Origin of the sequence: Kitasatospora sp. NPDC090308, assembly GCF_044769485.1 — a bacterium.
Lineage (GTDB): Bacteria > Actinomycetota > Actinomycetes > Streptomycetales > Streptomycetaceae > Kitasatospora > Kitasatospora fiedleri.
In genome coordinates this window covers 541,468-559,694 of sequence record NZ_JBIVXY010000005.1, presented here as the reverse complement: position 1 = coordinate 559,694, position 18,227 = coordinate 541,468, and the positions used below count along the sequence as shown (strand labels likewise).

Below are 18,227 nucleotides of genomic sequence, written 5' to 3'. Positions count from 1 at the left end.
TCGCCGACGGTGCAAGCCGGGCGGGCCCGCGCGGTCCGGACGTGCGAAGCTCTCAGGTACCGATGACAGAGGGGGAGGCTGACGGGTTCGTACGCCCAGGCGCTCCCACGGCCGCCGACCGCGTGCGTACCACCGCCGGTCCGCGACCAGGAGGCCCGACCCCCATGAACGCCCAGCCGACGCTCAGCGACCTTGAGCAGGCCAGCCCCTTCGAGCACCGCCACATCGGCCCCGACAGCGACGCCCAGCAGAAGATGCTGGCCCAGGTCGGCTACGCCTCCCTGGACGAGCTGTCCGACGCCGCCGTCCCCGACGCCATCCGCAGCCTCACCGCGCTCGGCCTGCCCGCCGGCCGCAGCGAGGCCCAGGTGCTCGCCGAACTGCGCGAGCTGGCCGGCCGCAACCAGGTCCTCACCTCGATGATCGGCCTCGGCTACTACGGCACCTTCACCCCGCCGGTCATCCTGCGCAACGTGCTGGAGAACCCGGCCTGGTACACCGCCTACACCCCGTACCAGCCGGAGATCTCGCAGGGCCGCCTGGAGGCGCTGCTCAACTTCCAGACCGTGGTCGCCGACCTGACCGGCCTGGACACCTCCGGCTCCTCGCTGCTCGACGAGGGCACCGCCGCCGCCGAGGCGATGGCGCTGGCCCGGCGCGTCACCAAGAACAAGGCCGGCGTCTTCCTGGTCGACGCCGACACCCTGCCGCAGACCCTCGCCGTGATCGAGACCCGCGCCGAGCCGACCGGCGTCGAGGTCGTCACCGCGGACCTGTCCGACGGCATCCCCGCCGAGATCGCCGAGCGCGGCGTGTTCGGCGTGCTGCTCCAGTACCCCGGCGCGTCCGGCGCGGTCCGGGACCCGAAGGCCGTCATCGAGCAGGCGCACGGGCTCGGCGCGGTGGTCGCCGTCGCCGCCGACCTGCTCGCCCTCACCCTGCTGCGCTCGCCCGGCGAGCTCGGCGCCGACATCGCCTGCGGCACCTCGCAGCGCTTCGGCGTCCCGATGGGCTTCGGCGGCCCGCACGCCGGCTACCTGGCCGTGCGCGCCGAGTACGCCCGCAACCTGCCCGGCCGCCTGGTCGGCGTCTCCGTCGACGCCGACGGCAACCGCGCCTACCGGCTCGCCCTGCAGACCCGCGAGCAGCACATCCGCCGCGAGAAGGCCACCTCCAACATCTGCACCGCGCAGGTGCTGCTCGCCGTGATGGCCTCCATGTACGCCGTCTACCACGGCCCCGACGGCCTCGCCGACATCGCCCGCCGCACCCACCGCTACGCCGCCGCGCTCGCCGCCGGCCTGCGCGCGGGCGGCGTCGAGCTCGCCCACGACGCGTTCTTCGACACCGTCACCGCCGTGGTGCCCGGCCGGGCCGACCAGGTCGTCGCCGCGGCGCTGGCCGGCGGCGTCAACGTGCACCGGGTCGACGGCGACCGGGTGTCGGTGTCCTGCGACGAGACCACCACCCGCGCGCACCTGGCGGCCGTGTTCGCCGCGTTCGGGGTCGAGGGCGCCGAGATCGCCGAGGACGCCGACGCGCTGCCCGCCGGGCTGCTGCGCGAGGACGAGTACCTCACCCACCCGGTCTTCCACAGCCACCGCTCCGAGACCGCCATGCTGCGCTACCTGCGCCGGCTCTCCGACCGCGACTACGCGCTCGACCGCGGCATGATCCCGCTGGGCTCCTGCACCATGAAGCTCAACGCGACCACCGAGATGGAGCCGGTCACCTGGCCCGAGTTCGGGCAGCTGCACCCGTTCGCGCCGGTCGACCAGGCGGCCGGATACCTCACGCTGATCCGGGAGCTGGAGCAGCAGCTGGTGGAGGTGACGGGCTACGACGCCGTCTCGATCCAGCCCAACGCCGGTTCGCAGGGCGAGCTGGCCGGCCTGCTGGCCGTCCGGGCCTACCACCGGGCGAACGGCGACACCCAGCGCGACGTCTGCCTGATCCCGTCCTCCGCGCACGGCACCAACGCCGCCTCGGCGGCGATGGCCGGCATGCGGGTCGTGGTCGTCAAGACGCTGGCCGACGGCGACGTGGACGTCGAGGACCTGAAGGCGAAGATCGCCCAGCACGGCGAGCAGCTGGCCGTGCTGATGGTCACCTACCCGTCCACCCACGGCGTGTTCGAGACCGAGATCACCCGGATCTGCGAGCTCGTCCACGAGGCCGGCGGCCAGGTGTACGTCGACGGCGCCAACCTCAACGCGCTGGTCGGCCTGGCCAAGCCCGGCAAGTTCGGCGCGGACGTCTCGCACCTCAACCTGCACAAGACCTTCTGCATCCCGCACGGCGGCGGCGGCCCCGGCGTCGGCCCGGTCGCGGTGCGCGCGCACCTCGCGCCGTACCTGCCCAACCACCCGCTCCAGGCCGAGGCCGGCCCCGCGACCGGCGTCGGCCCGATCTCGGCCGCGCCCTGGGGCTCGGCGGCGATCCTGCCGATCTCCTGGTCGTACGTCCGCCTGATGGGCGGCGAGGGACTCAAGCGCGCCACCCAGGTGGCCGTGCTGAACGCCAACTACATCGCCAAGCGGCTCGCCCCGCACTACCCCGTGCTCTACACCGGCCCCGGCGGGCTGGTCGCGCACGAGTGCATCATCGACCTGCGGCCGCTCAGCAAGGAGACCGGCGTCAGCGTCGACGACATCGCCAAGCGGCTGATCGACTACGGCTTCCACGCGCCGACCATGTCGTTCCCGGTCGCCGGGACGCTGATGATCGAGCCGACCGAGTCCGAGGACCTGCACGAGATCGACCGGTTCTGCGAGGCGATGATCGCCATCCGCGGCGAGATCGAGAAGGTCGGCGCGGGCGAGTGGGCGGCGGACGACAACCCGCTGCGCAACGCCCCGCACACCGCGGCGATGCTGGCCGGCGAGTGGGCGCACCCGTACACCCGCGAGGAGGCGGTCTTCCCGGCGGGCGTCAACCCGGCGGACAAGTACTGGCCGGCGGTGCGGCGGATCGACGGCGCGTACGGCGACCGGAACCTGGTCTGCTCGTGCCCGCCGCTGGACGAGTACGACGCGTGAGCGCGGAAGCCGCCCGGCCGGGGGAGTTCCCCCGGCCGGGCGGCTTCGGCGTGGGGCCCCGGGGCCCGGGGGTGTCAGGAGTAGACGGGGCCGGTGAACTTCTCGCCGGGGCCGGTGCCGGGGGCGTCGGGGACGAGGGAGGCCTCGCGGAAGGCGAGCTGGAGGGAGCGGAGGCCGTCGCGGAGGGGGGCGGCGTGGAAGTTGGAGATCTCGGGGGCTCCGGCGGTGACCAGGCCGGCCAGGGCGGTGATCAGCTTGCGGGCCTCGTCGAGGTCCTTGTCGGCCTCGCCGCCCTCGGCGAGGCCGCACTTGACGGCGGCGGCGCTCATCAGGTGGACGGCGACGGTGGTGATCACCTCGACGGCGGGGACCTCGGCGATGTCACGGGTCAGGTCGTCGAAGCCGAGGGCCTGGTCGGACTCGGGCGCGTGGTCGGGCTGGCTGGTCAAGGCGTCACTCCGGAGTGCTGGTGCGAAAGCGGGGTACGGATGGAGCGTACAAGGCGGGTGGCGGGGGGTCGGAATACCGGTCGGCCCCGGAACGCTGGTATGATTCGAGACTGACCGGCCAGGCGAGCCTTCGGGTTGCCCGGCCAGCAAGTGGAGGCTCCACTCCAGGAGGCCCGAGAGGGCAACCGCGAAAGTCTCCCACCTGATCGGCCGAAGGGCCGGCGGGTCCGGTCCGTGGTGGGCGCCGCGAGGATTGCCCGCTGCCAGTGGTGTCCGTCAGGACATCCCGGAACGTGTGGAGCCCCGCCTGTACCGTGCGGGGCTTTTTTCGTGCGTTCGGTGCTCCTGCCAGAGGGCAGCGGCAGCGGAGCATGAATGAAGCCCCGCCCAGTGGTCGAAACCACTACGTGCGACCGCCGCCCGACGGCCGCATCGGAAAAGGTGCAACCGAGGAGGCCCCATCAGCACCGAGCCCCGCATCAACGACCGGATTCGCGTCCCCGAGGTGCGACTCGTCGGTCCCAGCGGCGAGCAGGTCGGCATCGTCCCGCTCGCGAAGGCGCTGGAGCTTGCCCAGGAGTACGACCTGGATCTGGTCGAGGTCGCCGCCACGGCGCGACCGCCGGTGTGCAAGCTCATGGACTACGGCAAGTTCAAGTACGAGTCGGCCATGAAGGCCCGTGAGGCGCGCAAGAACCAGGCGCACACGGTCATCAAGGAGATGAAGCTCCGGCCGAAGATCGACCCGCACGACTACGACACCAAGAAGGGTCACGTCGTCCGGTTCCTCAAGCAGGGTGACAAGGTCAAGATCACGATCATGTTCCGCGGTCGTGAGCAGTCCCGCCCCGAGCTGGGCTTCCGACTGCTGCAGCGGCTCGCGGACGACGTCCAGGACCTGGGCTTCGTGGAGTCCGCTCCGAAGCAGGACGGCCGAAACATGATCATGGTTCTCGGCCCGCACAAGAAGAAGACCGAGGCCATGGCCGAGGCCCGCGCCGCCGCTGACGCCCGCAAGGCGGAGCGGCAGGGTCGCGGACCGGCTGCGGACCAGGCGGACGACGTGGACGGCGAGGTGGACGAGGTCGAGGAGACCGAGGCCGCCGAGACCGCGGACGACGACGCCGAGGCCGCCGAGGTCGAGCAGCCCGCCGAGGCCGCCCAGGACGCCTGAGCCTTCGGGTTCGGGAGCCGGGAGGCCGAGGCACCCGGTTCCGGGGCGTCCCGCCCTGGAGACGAGATCCATCCAGTTCCGGCCCGCGCCGCACGGCGCGGGCCGGAACGGACCGACGAGGAGATACGGCGACATGCCGAAGCAGAAGACGCACAGCGGCGCCAGCAAGCGCTTCAAGATCACTGGCTCCGGGAAGGTGCTGCGCGAGCGTGCCGGCCGTCGCCACCTGCTCGAGCACAAGCCCTCGACGCTGACCCGCAAGCTGGCCGGCAACGCCGAGATGGCCCCGGGCGACGCGAAGAAGATCAAGAAGCTTCTCGGCAAGTGATCGCCCGCCCGCGGCGCCGCCGCGGGCACCCGCTGATCCTTACCGACCGAATCGAATAACGGACCGCCGGCACGATCCGAGGTCCGGAACCAAGGAGTAATGAAGTGGCACGCGTCAAGCGGGCAGTGAACGCCCACAAGAAGCGCCGGGTCATCCTCGAGCGGGCCTCCGGCTACCGCGGTCAGCGCTCGCGCCTGTACCGCAAGGCCAAGGAGCAGGTCACCCACTCGCTCGTCTACAACTTCAACGACCGCAAGAAGCGCAAGGGCGACTTCCGCCAGCTCTGGATCCAGCGCATCAACGCCGCTGCCCGTGCCAACGGCATCACCTACAACCGCTTCGTCCAGGGCCTCAAGGCCGCGGGCGTCGAGATCGACCGCAAGATGCTGGCCGACCTCGCGGTGAACGACTCGGTGGCGTTCCGCGCCCTGGTCGAGGTCGCCCAGAAGGCGCTGCCGGAGGACGTCAACGCCCCCAAGGTCGCCGCCTGATCCAGGCCGTCGCCCCGAAGCGTTGCCCCGGACCCGCAGGCCGCCCGGCCTGCGGGTCCGTCGCGTACCGCGCCCCCGCCCGCCCGTGACGAAGATCGTGAGCATGAGCACCGAGACCCCCCTGCTGACCTCCCTGCGCTCCCCGCGCGTCGTCGCCGCCCGCCGGCTGGCCAAGCGCAACCAGCGCGGCAAGGAGCGGCGCTTCCTGGCCGAGGGCCCGCAGGCGGTCCGGGAGGCGGTGGCGTTCGGGCGGCTGCCGGACGGCGAGCACGCCGTGGTCGAGGTGTACGTGACGGCGGAGGCGGCCGAGCGGCACCCGGAGATCGTGGCCGCCGCGCGGGACGCCGGACGGCCGGTGCTGACCGCCACCGAGGAGGTCGTCGCGGACATCTGCGACACCGTCACCCCGCAGGGCATCGTGGCGCTGTGCCGGTTCATCGACACCCCGTTCGAGCAGGTGCTGGCCGCCCGCCCGAAGCTGGTCGCGGTGCTCGCGCACGTGCGCGACCCCGGGAACGCGGGCACCGTGCTGCGCACCGCGGACGCGGCCGGGGCGGACGCGGTGGTGCTCACCGACGCCTCGGTGGACCCGTACAACCCGAAGGCGGTCCGGGCGTCCGTCGGGAGCCTGTTCCACCTGCCGGTGGCGACCGGGGTGCCGGTCGAGGAGGCGGTGGCCCGGCTGCGGGCGGCCGGGGTGCGGGTGCTGGCCGCGGACGGGGCCGGGCGGCGCGACCTCGACCAGGAGCTGGACGAGGGCACCCTGGAGGGCCCGTGCGCCTGGGTGTTCGGCAACGAGGCCTGGGGCCTGCCGGAGGAGACCCGCGCGCTGGCGGACGAGGTGGTGCGGGTGCCCATCCACGGGCACGCGGAGAGCCTGAACCTCGCCACGGCGGCCGCCGTGTGCCTGTACGCCTCCGCGCGCGCCCAGCGCTCCCACGACGGGTGTCGCGCCGAGGGCCGGGCGCGCTAGGGTCGGTCCCTGGGCCGGCGAGGGGGCGGGCGGGGGAGGACACCCATGGGCGGCGTCAACTGGGCAGCGGTCGAACCTGACGACCTGCCGGACGGACTGGTGGTCGCGGACGGGCAGGGCCGGGTGGTGGTCTTCAACCGGGCCGCGGAACGCATCACCGGCCGCTCCGCGCACCGCGCGATCGGCGTGCCGCTGGAGCGGGCGCTGCCGCTGGAGGACCTGGACGGCCGCCGCTGGTGGCCGCTCACCGACCCGTACGGCGGGCTCGCGGTGCGCACCGGGCAGCCCGAGCGGAACCTGCTGCTGGACGGGCGCGAGGTGCTGGTGTGCGCCAGGTACGTGCGCGAGCGGGCGGCCGGGCCGGTGCGGCAGGTGGTGGTGACGCTGCGCGGCACCGAGGCGCGGCGGCGCACCGAGCGCTCGCACGCCGAGCTGATCGCCACCGTCGCGCACGAGCTGCGCTCGCCGCTGACCAGCGTGAAGGGCTTCACGGCGACGCTGCTGGCCAAGTGGGAGCGCTTCAACGACGGCCAGAAGCGGGTCATGCTGGAGACCGTCGACGCGGACGCCGACCGGGTGGTGCGGCTGATCGCCGAACTGCTGGACATCTCCCGGATCGACGCCGGCCGGCTGGAGATCCGCAAGCAGCGGATCGACCTGGCGGCGGCGGTCCGCCGGCACGTGGCCGGGAAGGTCGCGGCGGGCATCCCCGCCGAGCGCTTCGACATCCGGGTGGCCGGGCCGCCGGCCGAGCAGTGGGGCGACCCGGACAAGCTCGACCAGGTGCTGGCCAACCTGCTGGAGAACGCGGTCCGGCACGGCGAGGGCACCGTGACCATCGAGGTCGGGCCGGCCAAGGAGCTGGTGGAGCGGGCCGGGACGCCGCCCCGGACGATCGAGGGCACCGCCGTCATCGTCAGCGACCAGGGCGCCGGCATCCCGGAGGAGGCGATGCCGCGGGTGTTCACCCGGTTCTGGCGGGGCTCCAGGCGGGGCGGCACCGGCCTGGGCCTGTACATCGTCAAGGGCATCGTGGAGGCGCACGGCGGGGTGATCCGGATCAGCCGGGCCGACGGCGGCGGCGCCAGGTTCCGGTTCGTGCTGCCCGCGGGCGTCCCCGACTTCATGCTCTGACCCGGACCGCGGCGCGGTCCGCCGCCGTGGGGGGTCGCGGCCTGCGACTACACTCGACCCCTGGCGTTCCTGGACGCCCGGCGACGCAGCAGACCTGATCACGAGCAGGAGCACGGGAAAGATAGAGATGTCGGCACCCAATAAGTCGTACGACCCGGTCGAGGTCGAGGCCCTCAAGCCCGAGGTGGTGGAACAGGCCCGGGACGAGGCGCTCGCCGCCTTCGCCGCCGCCGCCGACCTCGACGAGCTCAAGCAGGCGAAGGTCGCGCACACCGGCGACCGCTCCCCGCTGTCGCTCGCCAACCGCGAGATCGGCGCCCTGCCCCCGCAGGCCAAGGCCGCCGCGGGCAAGCTGATCGGCCAGGCCCGCGGCGCCGTCAACCGGGCCCTGGCCGAGCGCCAGGTCGAGCTGGAGGCGGAGCGCGACGCCCGGGTGCTGGTCGAGGAGGCGGTGGACGTCACCCTGCCGTACGGCCGGGTGCCGCGCGGTGCCAGGCACCCGCTGACCACGCTCGCCGAGCGCATCGAGGACACCTTCGTCGCGATGGGCTACCAGGTGGCGTCCGGCCCCGAGGTCGAGGCGGAGTGGCTGAACTTCGACGCCCTGAACCTGCACGCCGACCACCCGGCCCGCTCGATGCAGGACACCTTCTTCGTCGAGGCCCCCGACGGCACCGCCGACTCCGGCATGGTGCTGCGCACCCAGACCTCGCCGGTGCAGATCCGGGCGATGCTGGCCGGCGAGCCGCCGCTGTACGCGGTCAGCCCCGGCCGGGTCTACCGCACCGACGAACTGGACGCCACCCACACCCCGGTGTTCCGCCAGGTCGAGGCGATCGCGGTGGACGAGGGCCTCACCTTCGGCCACCTCAAGGGCACCATCGAGGTGCTGGTGGAGAAGCTGATCGGCGGCGGCCTGGAGCTGCGCTGGCGGCCCTCGTACTTCCCGTTCACCGAGCCCAGCGCCGAGATCGACCTCCAGTGCTTCGTCTGCCGCGGCGCCTCGGTGGGCAACCCCGACCGTCCGTGCCGGACCTGCTCCTCGGAGGGCTGGATCGAGCTGGGCGGCTGCGGCGTGGTCAACCCGCGGGTGCTGGTCGCCGCGGGCATCGACCCGAACCGCTACAGCGGGTTCGCGTTCGGCCTGGGCCTGGAGCGGATCCTGATGAACCGTCACAACGTCGCCGACATGCGCGACATGGTCGAGGGTGACGTCCGCTTCACCCTCCCGTTCGGGATGGAGATCTGATGCGCGTCCCGCTTTCCTGGCTGCGCGAGTACGTCGACCTGCCGGCGGGCGAGACCGGCCGCGACGTCGCGGCCCGGCTGGTCCGCGCGGGTCTCGAGGTGGAGACCGTCGAGCAGCTCGGCACCGACGTCAAGGGCCCGCTGGTGGTCGGCGAGGTGCTCTCGATCGAGGAGCTGAGCGGCTTCAAGAAGCCGATCCGGCACTGCTTCGTCAACGTCGGCGGCGCCAACGGCACCGGCGAGCCGCAGGAGATCGTCTGCGGCGCCACCAACTTCCAGGTCGGCGACAAGGTCGTGGTGATCCTGCCCGGCGGCGTGCTGCCCGGCCCGTTCCCGATCTCCGCCCGGCAGACCTACGGCCACACCTCGGCCGGCATGATCTGCTCCGCCCGCGAGCTGGGCATGGGCGACGACCACCACGGCATCATCGTGCTGCCGCCCGAGTACGAGCCCGGCACCGACGCGATCGAGCTGCTCCAGCTGGTCGACGAGGTGCTCGACATCGCGGTCACCCCCGACCGCGGCTACTGCCTGTCGATGCGCGGCGTGGCCCGCGAGGCCGCCGCCGCGTACGGCCTGCCGCTGGCCGACCCGGCGCTGCTGGACGTGCCGCCGGCCAACGCGTACGGCTACCTGGTGAAGGTCGCCGACCCGGTGGGCTGCGACCGCTTCGTGGCGCGCACCGTGACCGGCGTCGACCCGGGCGCGAAGTCGCCGATCTGGCTGCAGCGCCGCCTGCAGAAGTCCGGCATCCGCCCGGTCTCGCTGGCCGTCGACATCACCAACTACGTGATGCTGGAGGTCGGCCAGCCGCTGCACGCCTACGACCGCAACCGCGTCGACGGGCCGATCCAGGTCCGCCGGGCGGTGGCGGGCGAGCAGCTCACCACGCTGGACGGCGTCAAGCGCGAGCTGTCCGCCGAGGACCTGCTGATCTGCGACAACTCCGGCCCGATCGGCCTGGCCGGCGTGATGGGCGGCGCCAGCACCGAGATCCTCGACCCGGTCGTCGACCCGGAGACCGGGCTGGCCAGCGGCACCACCGAGATCATCATCGAGGCCGCGCACTTCGAGCCGGTCGCCATCGCCCGCACCGCCAAGCGCCACAAGCTGCCCTCCGAGGCGTCCAGGCGCTTCGAGCGCGGCGTCGACCCGGAGGCCGCCCGGGCCGCCGCGCAGCGCGCCGTCGACCTGCTGGTGCTGATCGCCGGCGGCACCGCCGAGGCCGGGGTCACCGACATCGCCGCCCCGCACCCGGTGCGCACCATCCCGATCGACGCCGACCTGCCCGACCGCGTCGCCGGCGCCGAGTACGGCCGCGAGACGGTCACCCGCCGCCTGCAGGAGGTCGGCTGCACCGTCGTCGGGGCGGACGTCCTGGAGGTCACCCCGCCGTCCTGGCGGCCCGACCTGACCGACCCGTACGACCTCGCCGAGGAGGTCATCCGGCTGGAGGGCTACGACAACGTCCCGGCCCGGATGCCGGTCACCCCGCCCGGGCGCGGCCTGTCCGAGGCGCAGCGCTTCCACCGCCGGGTCGGCGTGGCGCTGGCCGGCGCGGGCTACGTGGAGATCAACGCGTACCCGTTCGTCGGCGACGCCTCCTTCGACGGCCTCGGGCTGGACGCGGACGACGCGCGCCGCCGCACCGTCAAGCTGGTCAACCCGCTGAACGACGCCGAGCCGGCGCTGCGCACCACCCTGCTGCCGGGCCTGCTGGGCGCGCTGCGGCGCAACGTCGGGCGCGGCAACACCGACCTGGCGATCTTCGAGACCGGCACGGTGTTCCTGCCCAAGGCCGAGCCGAAGGTCGCGCCGCGGCTGCCGGTGGACCGCCGCCCGACCGAGGAGCAGCTCGCCGAGCTGGACGCCGCCCTCCCGGACCAGCCGCGCCGGGTCGCCGTCGCGCTGACCGGCGAGCGGCTGCCGTCCGGCTGGTGGGGCAAGGGCGCGCCGTCCGGCTGGGCGGACGCGGTCGAGGCGGCCCGGGTGGTCGCCGCCGCCGCGGGCGTGGAGCTGACGGTCCGCCAGGCGCAGTACGCGCCGTGGCACCCGGGGCGCTGCGCCGAGCTGCTGGTCGGCGAGGAGGTCGTCGGCCACGCCGGCGAGCTGCACCCGCGCGTCGTCAAGGCGCTGCACCTGCCGGAGCGCACCAGCGCGATGGAGCTCGACCTGGACCTGCTGTTCGAGGACGGCCGCCGGGTCTCCGGCCCGCCGGTCTCCGCCTACCCGGTGGCGACCCAGGACGTGGCGCTGATCGTGGACGCGGGCGTGCACGCCGCGGACGTGGAGGCGGCGCTGCGCGAGGGCGCGGGCGAACTGCTGGAGTCGCTGCGGCTGTTCGACGTGTTCACCGGCGAGCAGGCGGGCGCGGGCAAGAAGTCGCTGGCGTACACGCTGCGCTTCCGGGCCGCCGACCGGACGCTGACGGCCGACGAGGCGTCGGCGGCCCGCGCGTCGGCGGTCGCGGTGGCCGCCGAGCGCACCGGCGCGGTGCTGCGCGGGGCCTGACGGCCCGTCGGAGCCCCGTCGCGTCCCCCGGGTGGGGGAGCGGCGGGGCTCCGGCGCGTCCGGGGTCAGACGCAGGTGGTGTCCCGCAGCGCGGACAGGAGCCGGCCGACATCGGCCTGGTCCGGGTGGCCGGTGCCGAGGGCGGTGTGGTCCGCCGTGCTGCGGGCGCGCCCGTCGGGGTCCTTGGCCGAGGGCGGGGTGGGCGGGCGCAGGACGGCGCGGGTGGCGAGCACCCGTGCGGGTTCCGGGTTTTGCGCGGTTCGGGACGGGGCTGCTAGGTTCTCGTGGTCGGCCTTCGAACGCGCCCCCGCGGCAGCGTCGGAGGCTTTTTTCATGACTGATCACGGGTATCTGGCGCTGCTGCGGCAGCGGGAGTTCGCGGGGCTGTACGCAGGTTTCACGCTGTTGGCGGGGGCCGGGACGCTGTCGGGGTTCGCGCTGGGCACGCTGGTGCAGGCGCGCACGGGGTCGCCGTTCCTGACGGCGGTGAGCATGTACGGGTCGTCGTTCGCGGCGGTGCTGGGCGCGTTGACGCTGATGTCGGTCGCGGACGGGGCGCGGCCGCGCCGGACGCTGGTGGCGCTGCACCTGCTGGCGCTGGCCGCGACGTTGGGGCAGGCGGTGCCGGGGCTGCCGCTGGCGGCGCGGTTCGGGCTGCTGCTGCTGGTCGGGTTCTTCCAGTCGCTGGGGACGGGAACGCGGATGGGCCTGCTGGCGGAGATCGTGCCGCCGGGCGGGTACGCGCGGGCCCGGTCGCTGATGAACGTCACGGCGGGCGGGGCGGCGGTGCTGGGGTTCGCGCTGGGCGGGGCGCTGCTGGCGGTGCTGACGCCGTACCAGGTGCTGGGCGCGGCGGGCGGTCTGACGGCGCTGGCCGCGGCGGTGGTGGCGGTGACGGTGCGGGAGCGGTCGGTGCGGCCGCCGCGCCGGCCGGGCCTGCGGGAGACCTGGCGGGGCAACGCCGAGCTGCTGGGGCGGCCCGGGCGGCGGGCGCTGCTGCTGAACCTGTGGGTGCCCAACGGGCTGGTGGTGGGCTGCGAGGCGCTGCTGCTGCCGTACGCGCCGTCGGCGGCCGGGACGCTGCTGGCGGCGGGCGCGGCCGGGATGCTGGCGGGTGACCTGCTGGCGGGTGACCTGCTGGTGGGGCGGCTGCTGGACGCGGCGCGGCGGGCCCGGCTGGCGTACGGGCTGCGGCTGCTGCTGGCGGGGCCGTTCCTGCTGCTGGCGGCCGGGCCGCCGGTGTGGGCGGCGGCAGCGGCGGTGGGCGCGGCGGGGGTCGGGTTCGCGGCGACGCTGCCGCTCCAGGAGCGGCTGCTGGCGCTGACGCCGACCGCCGCGCAGGGGCAGGTGCAGGGTGTGGAGTCGGCGGGCCGGATCGCCTGGCAGGGGGTCGGTGCGGCGCTGGCGGGCGGGTTGGCGCAGTTGGTGGAGGTGCGCTGGGCGATCGGCGCGCTGGCCGGGGTGTCGCTGCTGGTGACGGTGCTCTCGCGCCCGGCGGTGCGGCGCGAGGGGGCGGCGGGGCGGCCGGGGGCAGGGGCAGGGGCCGGGGTGGGCGCGGAGGCGGCTACAGCGGGCGGTGCATGACGTGCAGTCCGACGTAGCCGAGGCGGGGGTGGTGGAAGCCCTCGGGGACGGTGCCGACGATCTCGAAGCCCAGCGAGCGGTAGAGGCCGACGGCCGGGGCGTTGGTGGCGACGACGGCGTTGAACTGCATGGCGCGGAAGCCCCGGGTGCGGGCCCAGCGCAGGGCCTCTTCGCCCAGGGCGCGGCCGGTGCCGCGCCCGGCGTGGTCCGGGTCGACCAGGAAGCTGGCACTGGCGACGTGCGCGCCGTTGCCCGCCTGGTTGTTGTTCATCTTGGCGGTGCCCAGGACGGCGCCGGTGGTCTCGTCGACGGCGACCACGGTGCGGTTCGGGGCGGGCAGCATCCACCAGCCGCGGGCGGTGTCGGACGTCAGGTCGGTGGGGTAGGTGAACGTCTCGCCGGCGGCAACGACGCGGTGGAAGAACGGCCAGACGGCGTCCCAGTCCCCGGCGGTGGCTTCGCGGATCTCCATCCGGCCCAGCATGGCCGCCGGCGCCCCGTCCGGCCAGCGGTTTTCCGGCGGTGTCCGGGTGGCGGCGGCCGGGGCGGGCGGGGCGCGGGGCGACGGCCCGTCGGGCGGTCCGGGCGGACGAGTTGAACCGGATGCGGCCGGACGTCTTGCGGGAGCGTGAGGCGGACGCTTCAATCTTCGTTAGGAAAGTTTCCTAACCCTCTGCTGCGGGCACCCCCATGCCCGCAGCCGGCAGACGGAGCGTCAGAATGCACCCCAGCAAGCACCGCACCGCCCGCACCACCCGGGCCGCCCTCGCGATCCTGGTCGGCGCCCTCCCGCTGACCCTGGCCGCGGCCGGCACCGGCCACGCCGCCACCCCCGCGGCGAGCCCCGCGAGCGCCGTGGCGGTGGCCGCCGTCGGACTGGACGACCCGGCGAAGAAGGAGATCGCCATGGAGCTGGTCTCCTCGGCGGAGAACTCCTCGCTCGACTGGAAGGCCCAGTACAAGTACATCGAGGACATCGGCGACGGCCGCGGCTACACCGCGGGCATCATCGGCTTCTGTTCCGGCACCGGCGACATGCTCGAACTGGTGCAGCACTACACCGACCTCAAGTCCGGCAACGTGCTGGCCAAGTACCTGCCCGCGCTGAAGAAGGTCAACGGCAGCGACTCGCACTCCGGCCTCGGCACCGCCTTCGTCAACGACTGGAAGACCGCCGCCAAGGACACCGTCTTCCAGCAGGCCCAGAACGACGAGCGCGACCGGGTCTACTTCAACCCCTCGGTCCAGCAGGCCAAGGCGGACGGGCTGCGCGCGCTCGGCCAGTTCATCTACTACGACGCCATCGTGATGCACGGCCCCGGCAACAGCTCCGACAGCTTCGGCGGCATCCGCGCCGCCGCCATGAAGAAGGCCAAGACCCCGGCCCAGGGCGGCGACGAGACCACCTACCTGAAGGCCTTCCTGGACGCCCGGAAGGTGATCATGAAGCAGGAGGAGGCGCACGCCGACACCAGCCGGGTCGACACCGAGCAGCTGGTGTTCCTGAACGCCAAGAACTTCGACCTCAACCCGCCGCTCAAGTGGAAGGTCTACGGCGACCCGTACCAGATCAACTCCTGACCCCCCGGGTCGGAGACGGCCCGAAACGGCCGGAAGTAGCCCGAGCGGCCCGAACGGCCCGGCGCCCGTGCGCGCCGGGCCGTTCGCCGTGCACCGGACGATTCGCTGACGTACCGTCAACACACTTGCTGCGCACGGTTATTACGGATCGGACACATCCCGGACGGGTGGCCCCGGCGGCTCGTAGCGTCGGCCCTGACCCGTGTCCGTCCCGAGGGGAGACCATGCGCATCCGAGCGATCGCCGCCACCGCCTGCCTGGCCGCCGCGGCGGCCCTGGCCGTGGCGGGCTGCGGGCGGACCGGCGGCACCGGGGCGCAGCTCGCGCAGGACGCCGGACGGGCCGCGTTCGGCGACGTCGAGGTCACCGCCTGCGGGGTGGACGACGCGCTGCAGTGGCCCGCCGCCACCGTCCGGATCACCAACCACACCGCGACCACCAGCAACTACGTGGTGCAGATCGCCTTCGAGGACGGCAGCGGCCGGCAGGTCACCGAGGGCGTCGCCGCCGCCGGCTCGCTCCCGCCCGGCCAGGACGCGGTCGAACAGGCCCAGGGCACCGCCGACCCGCACGGCCCGGTCAGCTGCCGGGTCGCCGACATCGTCCGCTACGCCACCCCCTGACGGCCCCCGCCGCCGGGCCGCGTCCCCCACGAAGTCGGAGCGGCCCGGCGGCGTGGCGCCGGGTGTCGGCGCGTCAGGACGCGGTCCGTCAGGCGGCGGTGTAGTCGTAGAAGCCGCGGCCGGACTTGCGGCCCAGCAGGCCCGCGTCGACCATCCGGGACAGCAGCGGCGGGGCCGCGTACAGCGGCTCCTTGTACTCGTCGTACATCGACTCGGCGATCGAGACGATGGTGTCCAGGCCGATCAGGTCGCACAGCCGCAGCGGGCCCATCGGGTGGGCGCAGCCGGCCTCCATGCCCTTGTCGATGTCGGCGGCGGTGGCCACGCCCGACTCGAACATCCGGACCGCGGAGAGCAGGTACGGCACCAGCAGGGCGTTGACCACGAAACCGGCCCGGTCGCGGGCCCGGATCGGCTCCTTGCCCAGGGCCTCGACGGCGAACTGCTCGGCGCGGGTGGTGGTCTCGGCGGAGGTGGTCAGGGTCGGGATGACCTCGACCAGCTTCTGCACCGGCGCCGGGTTGAAGAAGTGCAGGCCGATCACCTGCTCGGCCCGGGTGGTCGCGGCGGCGAGCTTCACGATCGGGATGGAGGAGGTGTTGGAGGCCAGGATTGCGTCCCGGCGGGTCACCACCTGGTCCAGGGTGCGGAAGATCGCGACCTTGACGTCCTCGCGCTCGGCGACCGCCTCGACCACCAGGTCCCGGTCGTGGAAGTCGGCCAGCTCGGTGGTGAACGACAGCCGGGCCAGCGCCGCGTCCCGGTCCTCCTCCGACAGCTTGCCGCGCCGCACTGCGGTCTCCAGCGAGTTGGTCAGCCGGGTCCGGCCCAGTTCCAGGGCCTCGCCACCGGCTTCCGAGACCAGCACGTCCAGACCGGAACGGGCGAACACCTCGGCGATGCCCGACCCCATGAGGCCGCAGCCGACTACTCCGACGCGTGCGATGTCACTCAACTCAGATGCCCTTCGGAAGGAGCCGGGGATCACCCGGCGGTGGTGTCGCGGACGCCGCGGCCCGGTGGGGGCCGGGCGGTCCGCCCGGACGACGGTACTACCTGCCTTAACGCCCGTTCACATCGGTGCGTGCCGACGGCCCCCGCGCCGGGCCCTGGGCCGAACGGGTGGGCGTCGGCAGTGCGCCGCGCGCGCTCCCCGTGCGCCCCCTCGGGCGGGACCACAATGCGGAGGTCCAGCCGGAGGAGGGAGCAGGCGGATGGGGACGGGATCACTCACCGGGCAGGTCGGAATGGTCACCGGGGCCGGCCGCGGCATCGGCCGCGAGATCGCCATCGGGCTCGCCGCCGAGGGCATGGCCGTCGGACTGCTCGGCCGCACCCAGGAGACGCTGATCGCCACCCTCAAGGAGTGCGTCCGGCACGGCGCCCGCGGCGTCGCCGTCACCGCCGACGTCACCCGGCCGGGCGCCGTCCGGGAGGCCGTCCGCTCGATCGAGCGCGACCTCGGCCCCCTCGACCTGCTGGTCAACAACGCCGGACAGGTCGACCGCGCCGAGGTGCCGCTCTGGGAGACCGACCCCGCCCAGTGGTGGCAGGTCGTCGAGACCAACCTGCGCGGCCCCTACCACCTGCTGCGCCACGTCCTGCCCGGCATGGTGCAGCGCCGCCGCGGCCGGGTCGTCAACCTCAACAGCGACTTCGCGCTGCGCCCCGACGGCCACTACACCGCGTACGCCACCTCCAAGGGCGCGCTGCTCCGGCTCTCCGACAACATCGCCGACTCGGTCGGCCGGCACGGCGTCGTCGTGCTCGACATCAGCCCCGGCACGGTCGCCACCGAGATGACCGCCGGCATGCCGGTGTTCCGGGACACCAGGGCCTGGGGCTCCCTCCCGTACATGGTCGCCGTCACCGTGGACGCCGCCCGCGGCCGCTTCGACGGACTGCACGGACGCTTCCTGCACGCCGGGCGCGACAACCTGGAGACCCTGGTCGCCGCCGCACCCGCGATCCGCTCCACCGACGCCCGCACCCTGCGACTGCGCCCGTACGGACCGGACGACCCGCTGGCCTGAGCCCCCCCTCGCCGGCCGGCGCTCCCCCCGCCGGGTCAGAGCTCCAGCAGGGCGGCCAGCTCGGCCTCCGGCAGCGAGCCCGCCGGGCGGCCCTCGCGGGCGAACGCGGCAGCCAGCCGCTGCAGGGCCGCGTTGAGCGGCACCGGCACCCCGTGCAGCCGGCCCAGCAGCACCACCTCGCCGTTCAGCCAGTCCGCCTCGATGTCACCGGTGCCGCGCGCCAGCGACTGCCAGGACGAACCCCCGGCCCGCGGCCCGCCCGCCAGCGGCACCTGCGCCACCCGGTCGCCGCGCCGGGCCCGCTGCTCCTCCTCGGACGGGTGCGCGATCCCGGCGGCCGCCAGCACCGCCTCCCCCTCCGCCCGCAGCCGCCGCCACACCCGCAGCCGAAGCTCGCCGTCGATCGGACCGGCCACCGCCTCCAGCGCGTTGCCCAGGTTGCTCAGCAGCTTGGCGTACTTCCAGGCCATCACGTCCGCGGCGAGGGGCGCGTCGAAGTGCGAGTCGGCCAGGTCGGCGGCGATCCGCCCGGCCAGCTCGTCCGTGCCGTGCGGGTAGCGGCCCAGGTGCAGCACGCCCGAGCGCGGCGAGCCCGCCGCCGCGACCCGGCCCGGCTCCAGGTGCGAGGACGGCAGCCACACGCACATCCCGTACACCCGGGCGAAGCGGCGCAGCGCCAGCCGCTCGTTCTCCACGCCGTTCTGCGCGCACACCAGCGGCAGCCGCTCGCCCGCCGTCCCGCCGCCCGCGACCGGGCGCGGCGCCCACCGGTCGAGCAGGGCCGCCGAGTGCTGGGTCTTCACCGCCAGCACCAGCACGTCGTCCGGGGTCAGCCCGACCTCCTCGGGGCCGCCGACCGCCGGGACCGCCAGCCGGTGGGTGCCGTCCGGGACGGTCAGGCGCAGGCCGTCGGCGCGCAGCGCCGCCAGGTGGGGGCCGCGGGCGACCAGCAGCACCTCGCGCCCGCTCTGGTGGAGACGTCCGCCGATGGTGCCGCCGACCGCGCCGGCGCCCAGGATGAGGTAGCGCATGGGTCGAGCATCGCACGGCCGGGGCCGGG

The 18,227-nt window shown here is 74.1% G+C and carries 17 protein-coding genes; 12 read left to right on the top strand and 5 right to left on the bottom strand.

All coding sequences use genetic code 11. The features are described 5' to 3' along the window. Positions 1–164 precede the first annotated feature (164 nt). Positions 165–3,038 carry an aminomethyl-transferring glycine dehydrogenase gene (gcvP, locus tag ACIQVD_RS15765; protein ID WP_400689755.1) on the top strand — a complete coding sequence of 958 codons (2,874 nt, stop codon included), beginning with the start codon at positions 165–167 and terminating at the stop codon, positions 3,036–3,038. 74 nt (positions 3,039–3,112) lie between these two features. On the opposite strand, the gene ACIQVD_RS15760 is transcribed toward gcvP, so the two are convergent. After that, a complete protein-coding gene (locus ACIQVD_RS15760) occupies positions 3,113–3,487 on the bottom strand; it encodes a DUF1844 domain-containing protein (protein WP_400689752.1) in 375 nt (124 codons plus the stop codon). 460 nt (positions 3,488–3,947) lie between these two features. Here ACIQVD_RS15760 and infC point away from each other — a divergent pair, with 460 nt between their 5' ends. The 7 genes from infC to pheT all read left to right on the top strand — a co-directional run bounded on the left by infC (position 3,948) and on the right by pheT (position 11,346). Then, positions 3,948–4,661 carry a translation initiation factor IF-3 gene (infC, locus tag ACIQVD_RS15755; protein WP_100835356.1) on the top strand — a complete coding sequence of 238 codons (714 nt, stop codon included), beginning with the start codon at positions 3,948–3,950 and terminating at the stop codon, positions 4,659–4,661. Between the two features lie 133 nt (positions 4,662–4,794). Next, entirely contained in the window at positions 4,795–4,989 is a 195-nt protein-coding gene (gene rpmI / locus ACIQVD_RS15750) for a 50S ribosomal protein L35 (protein ID WP_030268653.1), read from the top strand. Between the two features lie 104 nt (positions 4,990–5,093). Beyond that, positions 5,094–5,480 carry a 50S ribosomal protein L20 gene (rplT, locus tag ACIQVD_RS15745; RefSeq protein WP_100835355.1) on the top strand — a complete coding sequence of 129 codons (387 nt, stop codon included), beginning with the start codon at positions 5,094–5,096 and terminating at the stop codon, positions 5,478–5,480. A gap of 103 nt (positions 5,481–5,583) precedes the next feature. After that, complete coding sequence (locus tag ACIQVD_RS15740; protein WP_400689748.1) at positions 5,584–6,453, top strand: TrmH family RNA methyltransferase; 870 nt, start codon at positions 5,584–5,586, stop codon at positions 6,451–6,453. Positions 6,454–6,498: 45 nt separating this feature from the next. After that, the gene (locus ACIQVD_RS15735) at positions 6,499–7,587 is read left to right on the top strand and encodes an ATP-binding protein (RefSeq protein ID WP_400689745.1); all 1,089 of its coding nucleotides are present in this window, start codon (positions 6,499–6,501) and stop codon (positions 7,585–7,587) included. A gap of 127 nt (positions 7,588–7,714) precedes the next feature. Continuing rightward, positions 7,715–8,836: a phenylalanine--tRNA ligase subunit alpha gene (gene pheS / locus ACIQVD_RS15730; protein WP_400689742.1), complete on the top strand. Its 1,122-nt coding sequence runs from the start codon at positions 7,715–7,717 to the stop codon at positions 8,834–8,836. Then, positions 8,836–11,346 carry a phenylalanine--tRNA ligase subunit beta gene (pheT, locus tag ACIQVD_RS15725; RefSeq protein WP_402289470.1) on the top strand — a complete coding sequence of 837 codons (2,511 nt, stop codon included), beginning with the start codon at positions 8,836–8,838 and terminating at the stop codon, positions 11,344–11,346. Before pheS ends, pheT begins: the two co-directional genes overlap by 1 nt. Positions 11,347–11,411: 65 nt before the next feature. Here the strand turns inward: pheT and ACIQVD_RS15720 are convergent, their stop codons facing one another. Then, complete coding sequence (locus tag ACIQVD_RS15720; RefSeq protein ID WP_402289467.1) at positions 11,412–11,579, bottom strand: hypothetical protein; 168 nt, start codon at positions 11,577–11,579, stop codon at positions 11,412–11,414. A gap of 100 nt (positions 11,580–11,679) precedes the next feature. Here ACIQVD_RS15720 and ACIQVD_RS15715 point away from each other — a divergent pair, with 100 nt between their 5' ends. Continuing rightward, a complete protein-coding gene (locus ACIQVD_RS15715) occupies positions 11,680–12,930 on the top strand; it encodes an MFS transporter (RefSeq protein ID WP_402289464.1) in 1,251 nt (416 codons plus the stop codon). Here ACIQVD_RS15715 and ACIQVD_RS15710 read toward each other — a convergent pair. After that, positions 12,911–13,402: a GNAT family N-acetyltransferase gene (locus ACIQVD_RS15710; protein WP_402289461.1), complete on the bottom strand. Its 492-nt coding sequence runs from the start codon at positions 13,400–13,402 to the stop codon at positions 12,911–12,913. The genes ACIQVD_RS15715 and ACIQVD_RS15710 overlap by 20 nt on opposite strands. Before the next feature lie 248 nt (positions 13,403–13,650). On the opposite strand from ACIQVD_RS15710, the gene ACIQVD_RS15705 reads away from it, so the two are divergent. Both ACIQVD_RS15705 and ACIQVD_RS15700 read left to right on the top strand, forming a co-directional pair. After that, positions 13,651–14,511, top strand: a complete 861-nt coding sequence (locus tag ACIQVD_RS15705; RefSeq protein WP_400689728.1) for a chitosanase — start codon at positions 13,651–13,653, stop codon at positions 14,509–14,511. Between the two features lie 224 nt (positions 14,512–14,735). Further along, positions 14,736–15,134: a hypothetical protein gene (locus ACIQVD_RS15700; protein ID WP_100835348.1), complete on the top strand. Its 399-nt coding sequence runs from the start codon at positions 14,736–14,738 to the stop codon at positions 15,132–15,134. An 88-nt stretch (positions 15,135–15,222) separates the two neighbouring features. Here the strand turns inward: ACIQVD_RS15700 and ACIQVD_RS15695 are convergent, their stop codons facing one another. Continuing rightward, a complete protein-coding gene (locus ACIQVD_RS15695) occupies positions 15,223–16,089 on the bottom strand; it encodes a 3-hydroxybutyryl-CoA dehydrogenase (RefSeq protein ID WP_400689724.1) in 867 nt (288 codons plus the stop codon). Between the two features lie 259 nt (positions 16,090–16,348). Between ACIQVD_RS15695 and ACIQVD_RS15690 the strand changes: the two genes are divergently transcribed. After that, positions 16,349–17,167: an SDR family NAD(P)-dependent oxidoreductase gene (locus ACIQVD_RS15690; RefSeq protein ID WP_402289456.1), complete on the top strand. Its 819-nt coding sequence runs from the start codon at positions 16,349–16,351 to the stop codon at positions 17,165–17,167. A gap of 35 nt (positions 17,168–17,202) precedes the next feature. Here ACIQVD_RS15690 and ACIQVD_RS15685 read toward each other — a convergent pair whose 3' ends face one another. Then, a complete protein-coding gene (locus ACIQVD_RS15685) occupies positions 17,203–18,198 on the bottom strand; it encodes a ketopantoate reductase family protein (protein ID WP_402289453.1) in 996 nt (331 codons plus the stop codon). Positions 18,199–18,227: the final 29 nt, after the last annotated feature.

Coding starts and splice junctions, on each gene's coding strand:
- ACIQVD_RS15710 (WP_402289461.1), bottom strand. CDS start 13,402: ATGGAGATCCGCGAAGCCACCGCCGGGGACTGGGACGCCGTCTGGCCG.
- ACIQVD_RS15740 (WP_400689748.1), top strand. CDS start 5,584: ATGAGCACCGAGACCCCCCTGCTGACCTCCCTGCGCTCCCCGCGCGTC.
- pheS (WP_400689742.1), top strand. CDS start 7,715: ATGTCGGCACCCAATAAGTCGTACGACCCGGTCGAGGTCGAGGCCCTC.
- ACIQVD_RS15690 (WP_402289456.1), top strand. CDS start 16,349: ATGGGGACGGGATCACTCACCGGGCAGGTCGGAATGGTCACCGGGGCC.
- ACIQVD_RS15735 (WP_400689745.1), top strand. CDS start 6,499: ATGGGCGGCGTCAACTGGGCAGCGGTCGAACCTGACGACCTGCCGGAC.
- gcvP (WP_400689755.1), top strand. CDS start 165: ATGAACGCCCAGCCGACGCTCAGCGACCTTGAGCAGGCCAGCCCCTTC.
- ACIQVD_RS15705 (WP_400689728.1), top strand. CDS start 13,651: ATGCACCCCAGCAAGCACCGCACCGCCCGCACCACCCGGGCCGCCCTC.
- ACIQVD_RS15700 (WP_100835348.1), top strand. CDS start 14,736: ATGCGCATCCGAGCGATCGCCGCCACCGCCTGCCTGGCCGCCGCGGCG.
- rpmI (WP_030268653.1), top strand. CDS start 4,795: ATGCCGAAGCAGAAGACGCACAGCGGCGCCAGCAAGCGCTTCAAGATC.
- pheT (WP_402289470.1), top strand. CDS start 8,836: ATGCGCGTCCCGCTTTCCTGGCTGCGCGAGTACGTCGACCTGCCGGCG.
- ACIQVD_RS15715 (WP_402289464.1), top strand. CDS start 11,680: ATGACTGATCACGGGTATCTGGCGCTGCTGCGGCAGCGGGAGTTCGCG.
- ACIQVD_RS15685 (WP_402289453.1), bottom strand. CDS start 18,198: ATGCGCTACCTCATCCTGGGCGCCGGCGCGGTCGGCGGCACCATCGGC.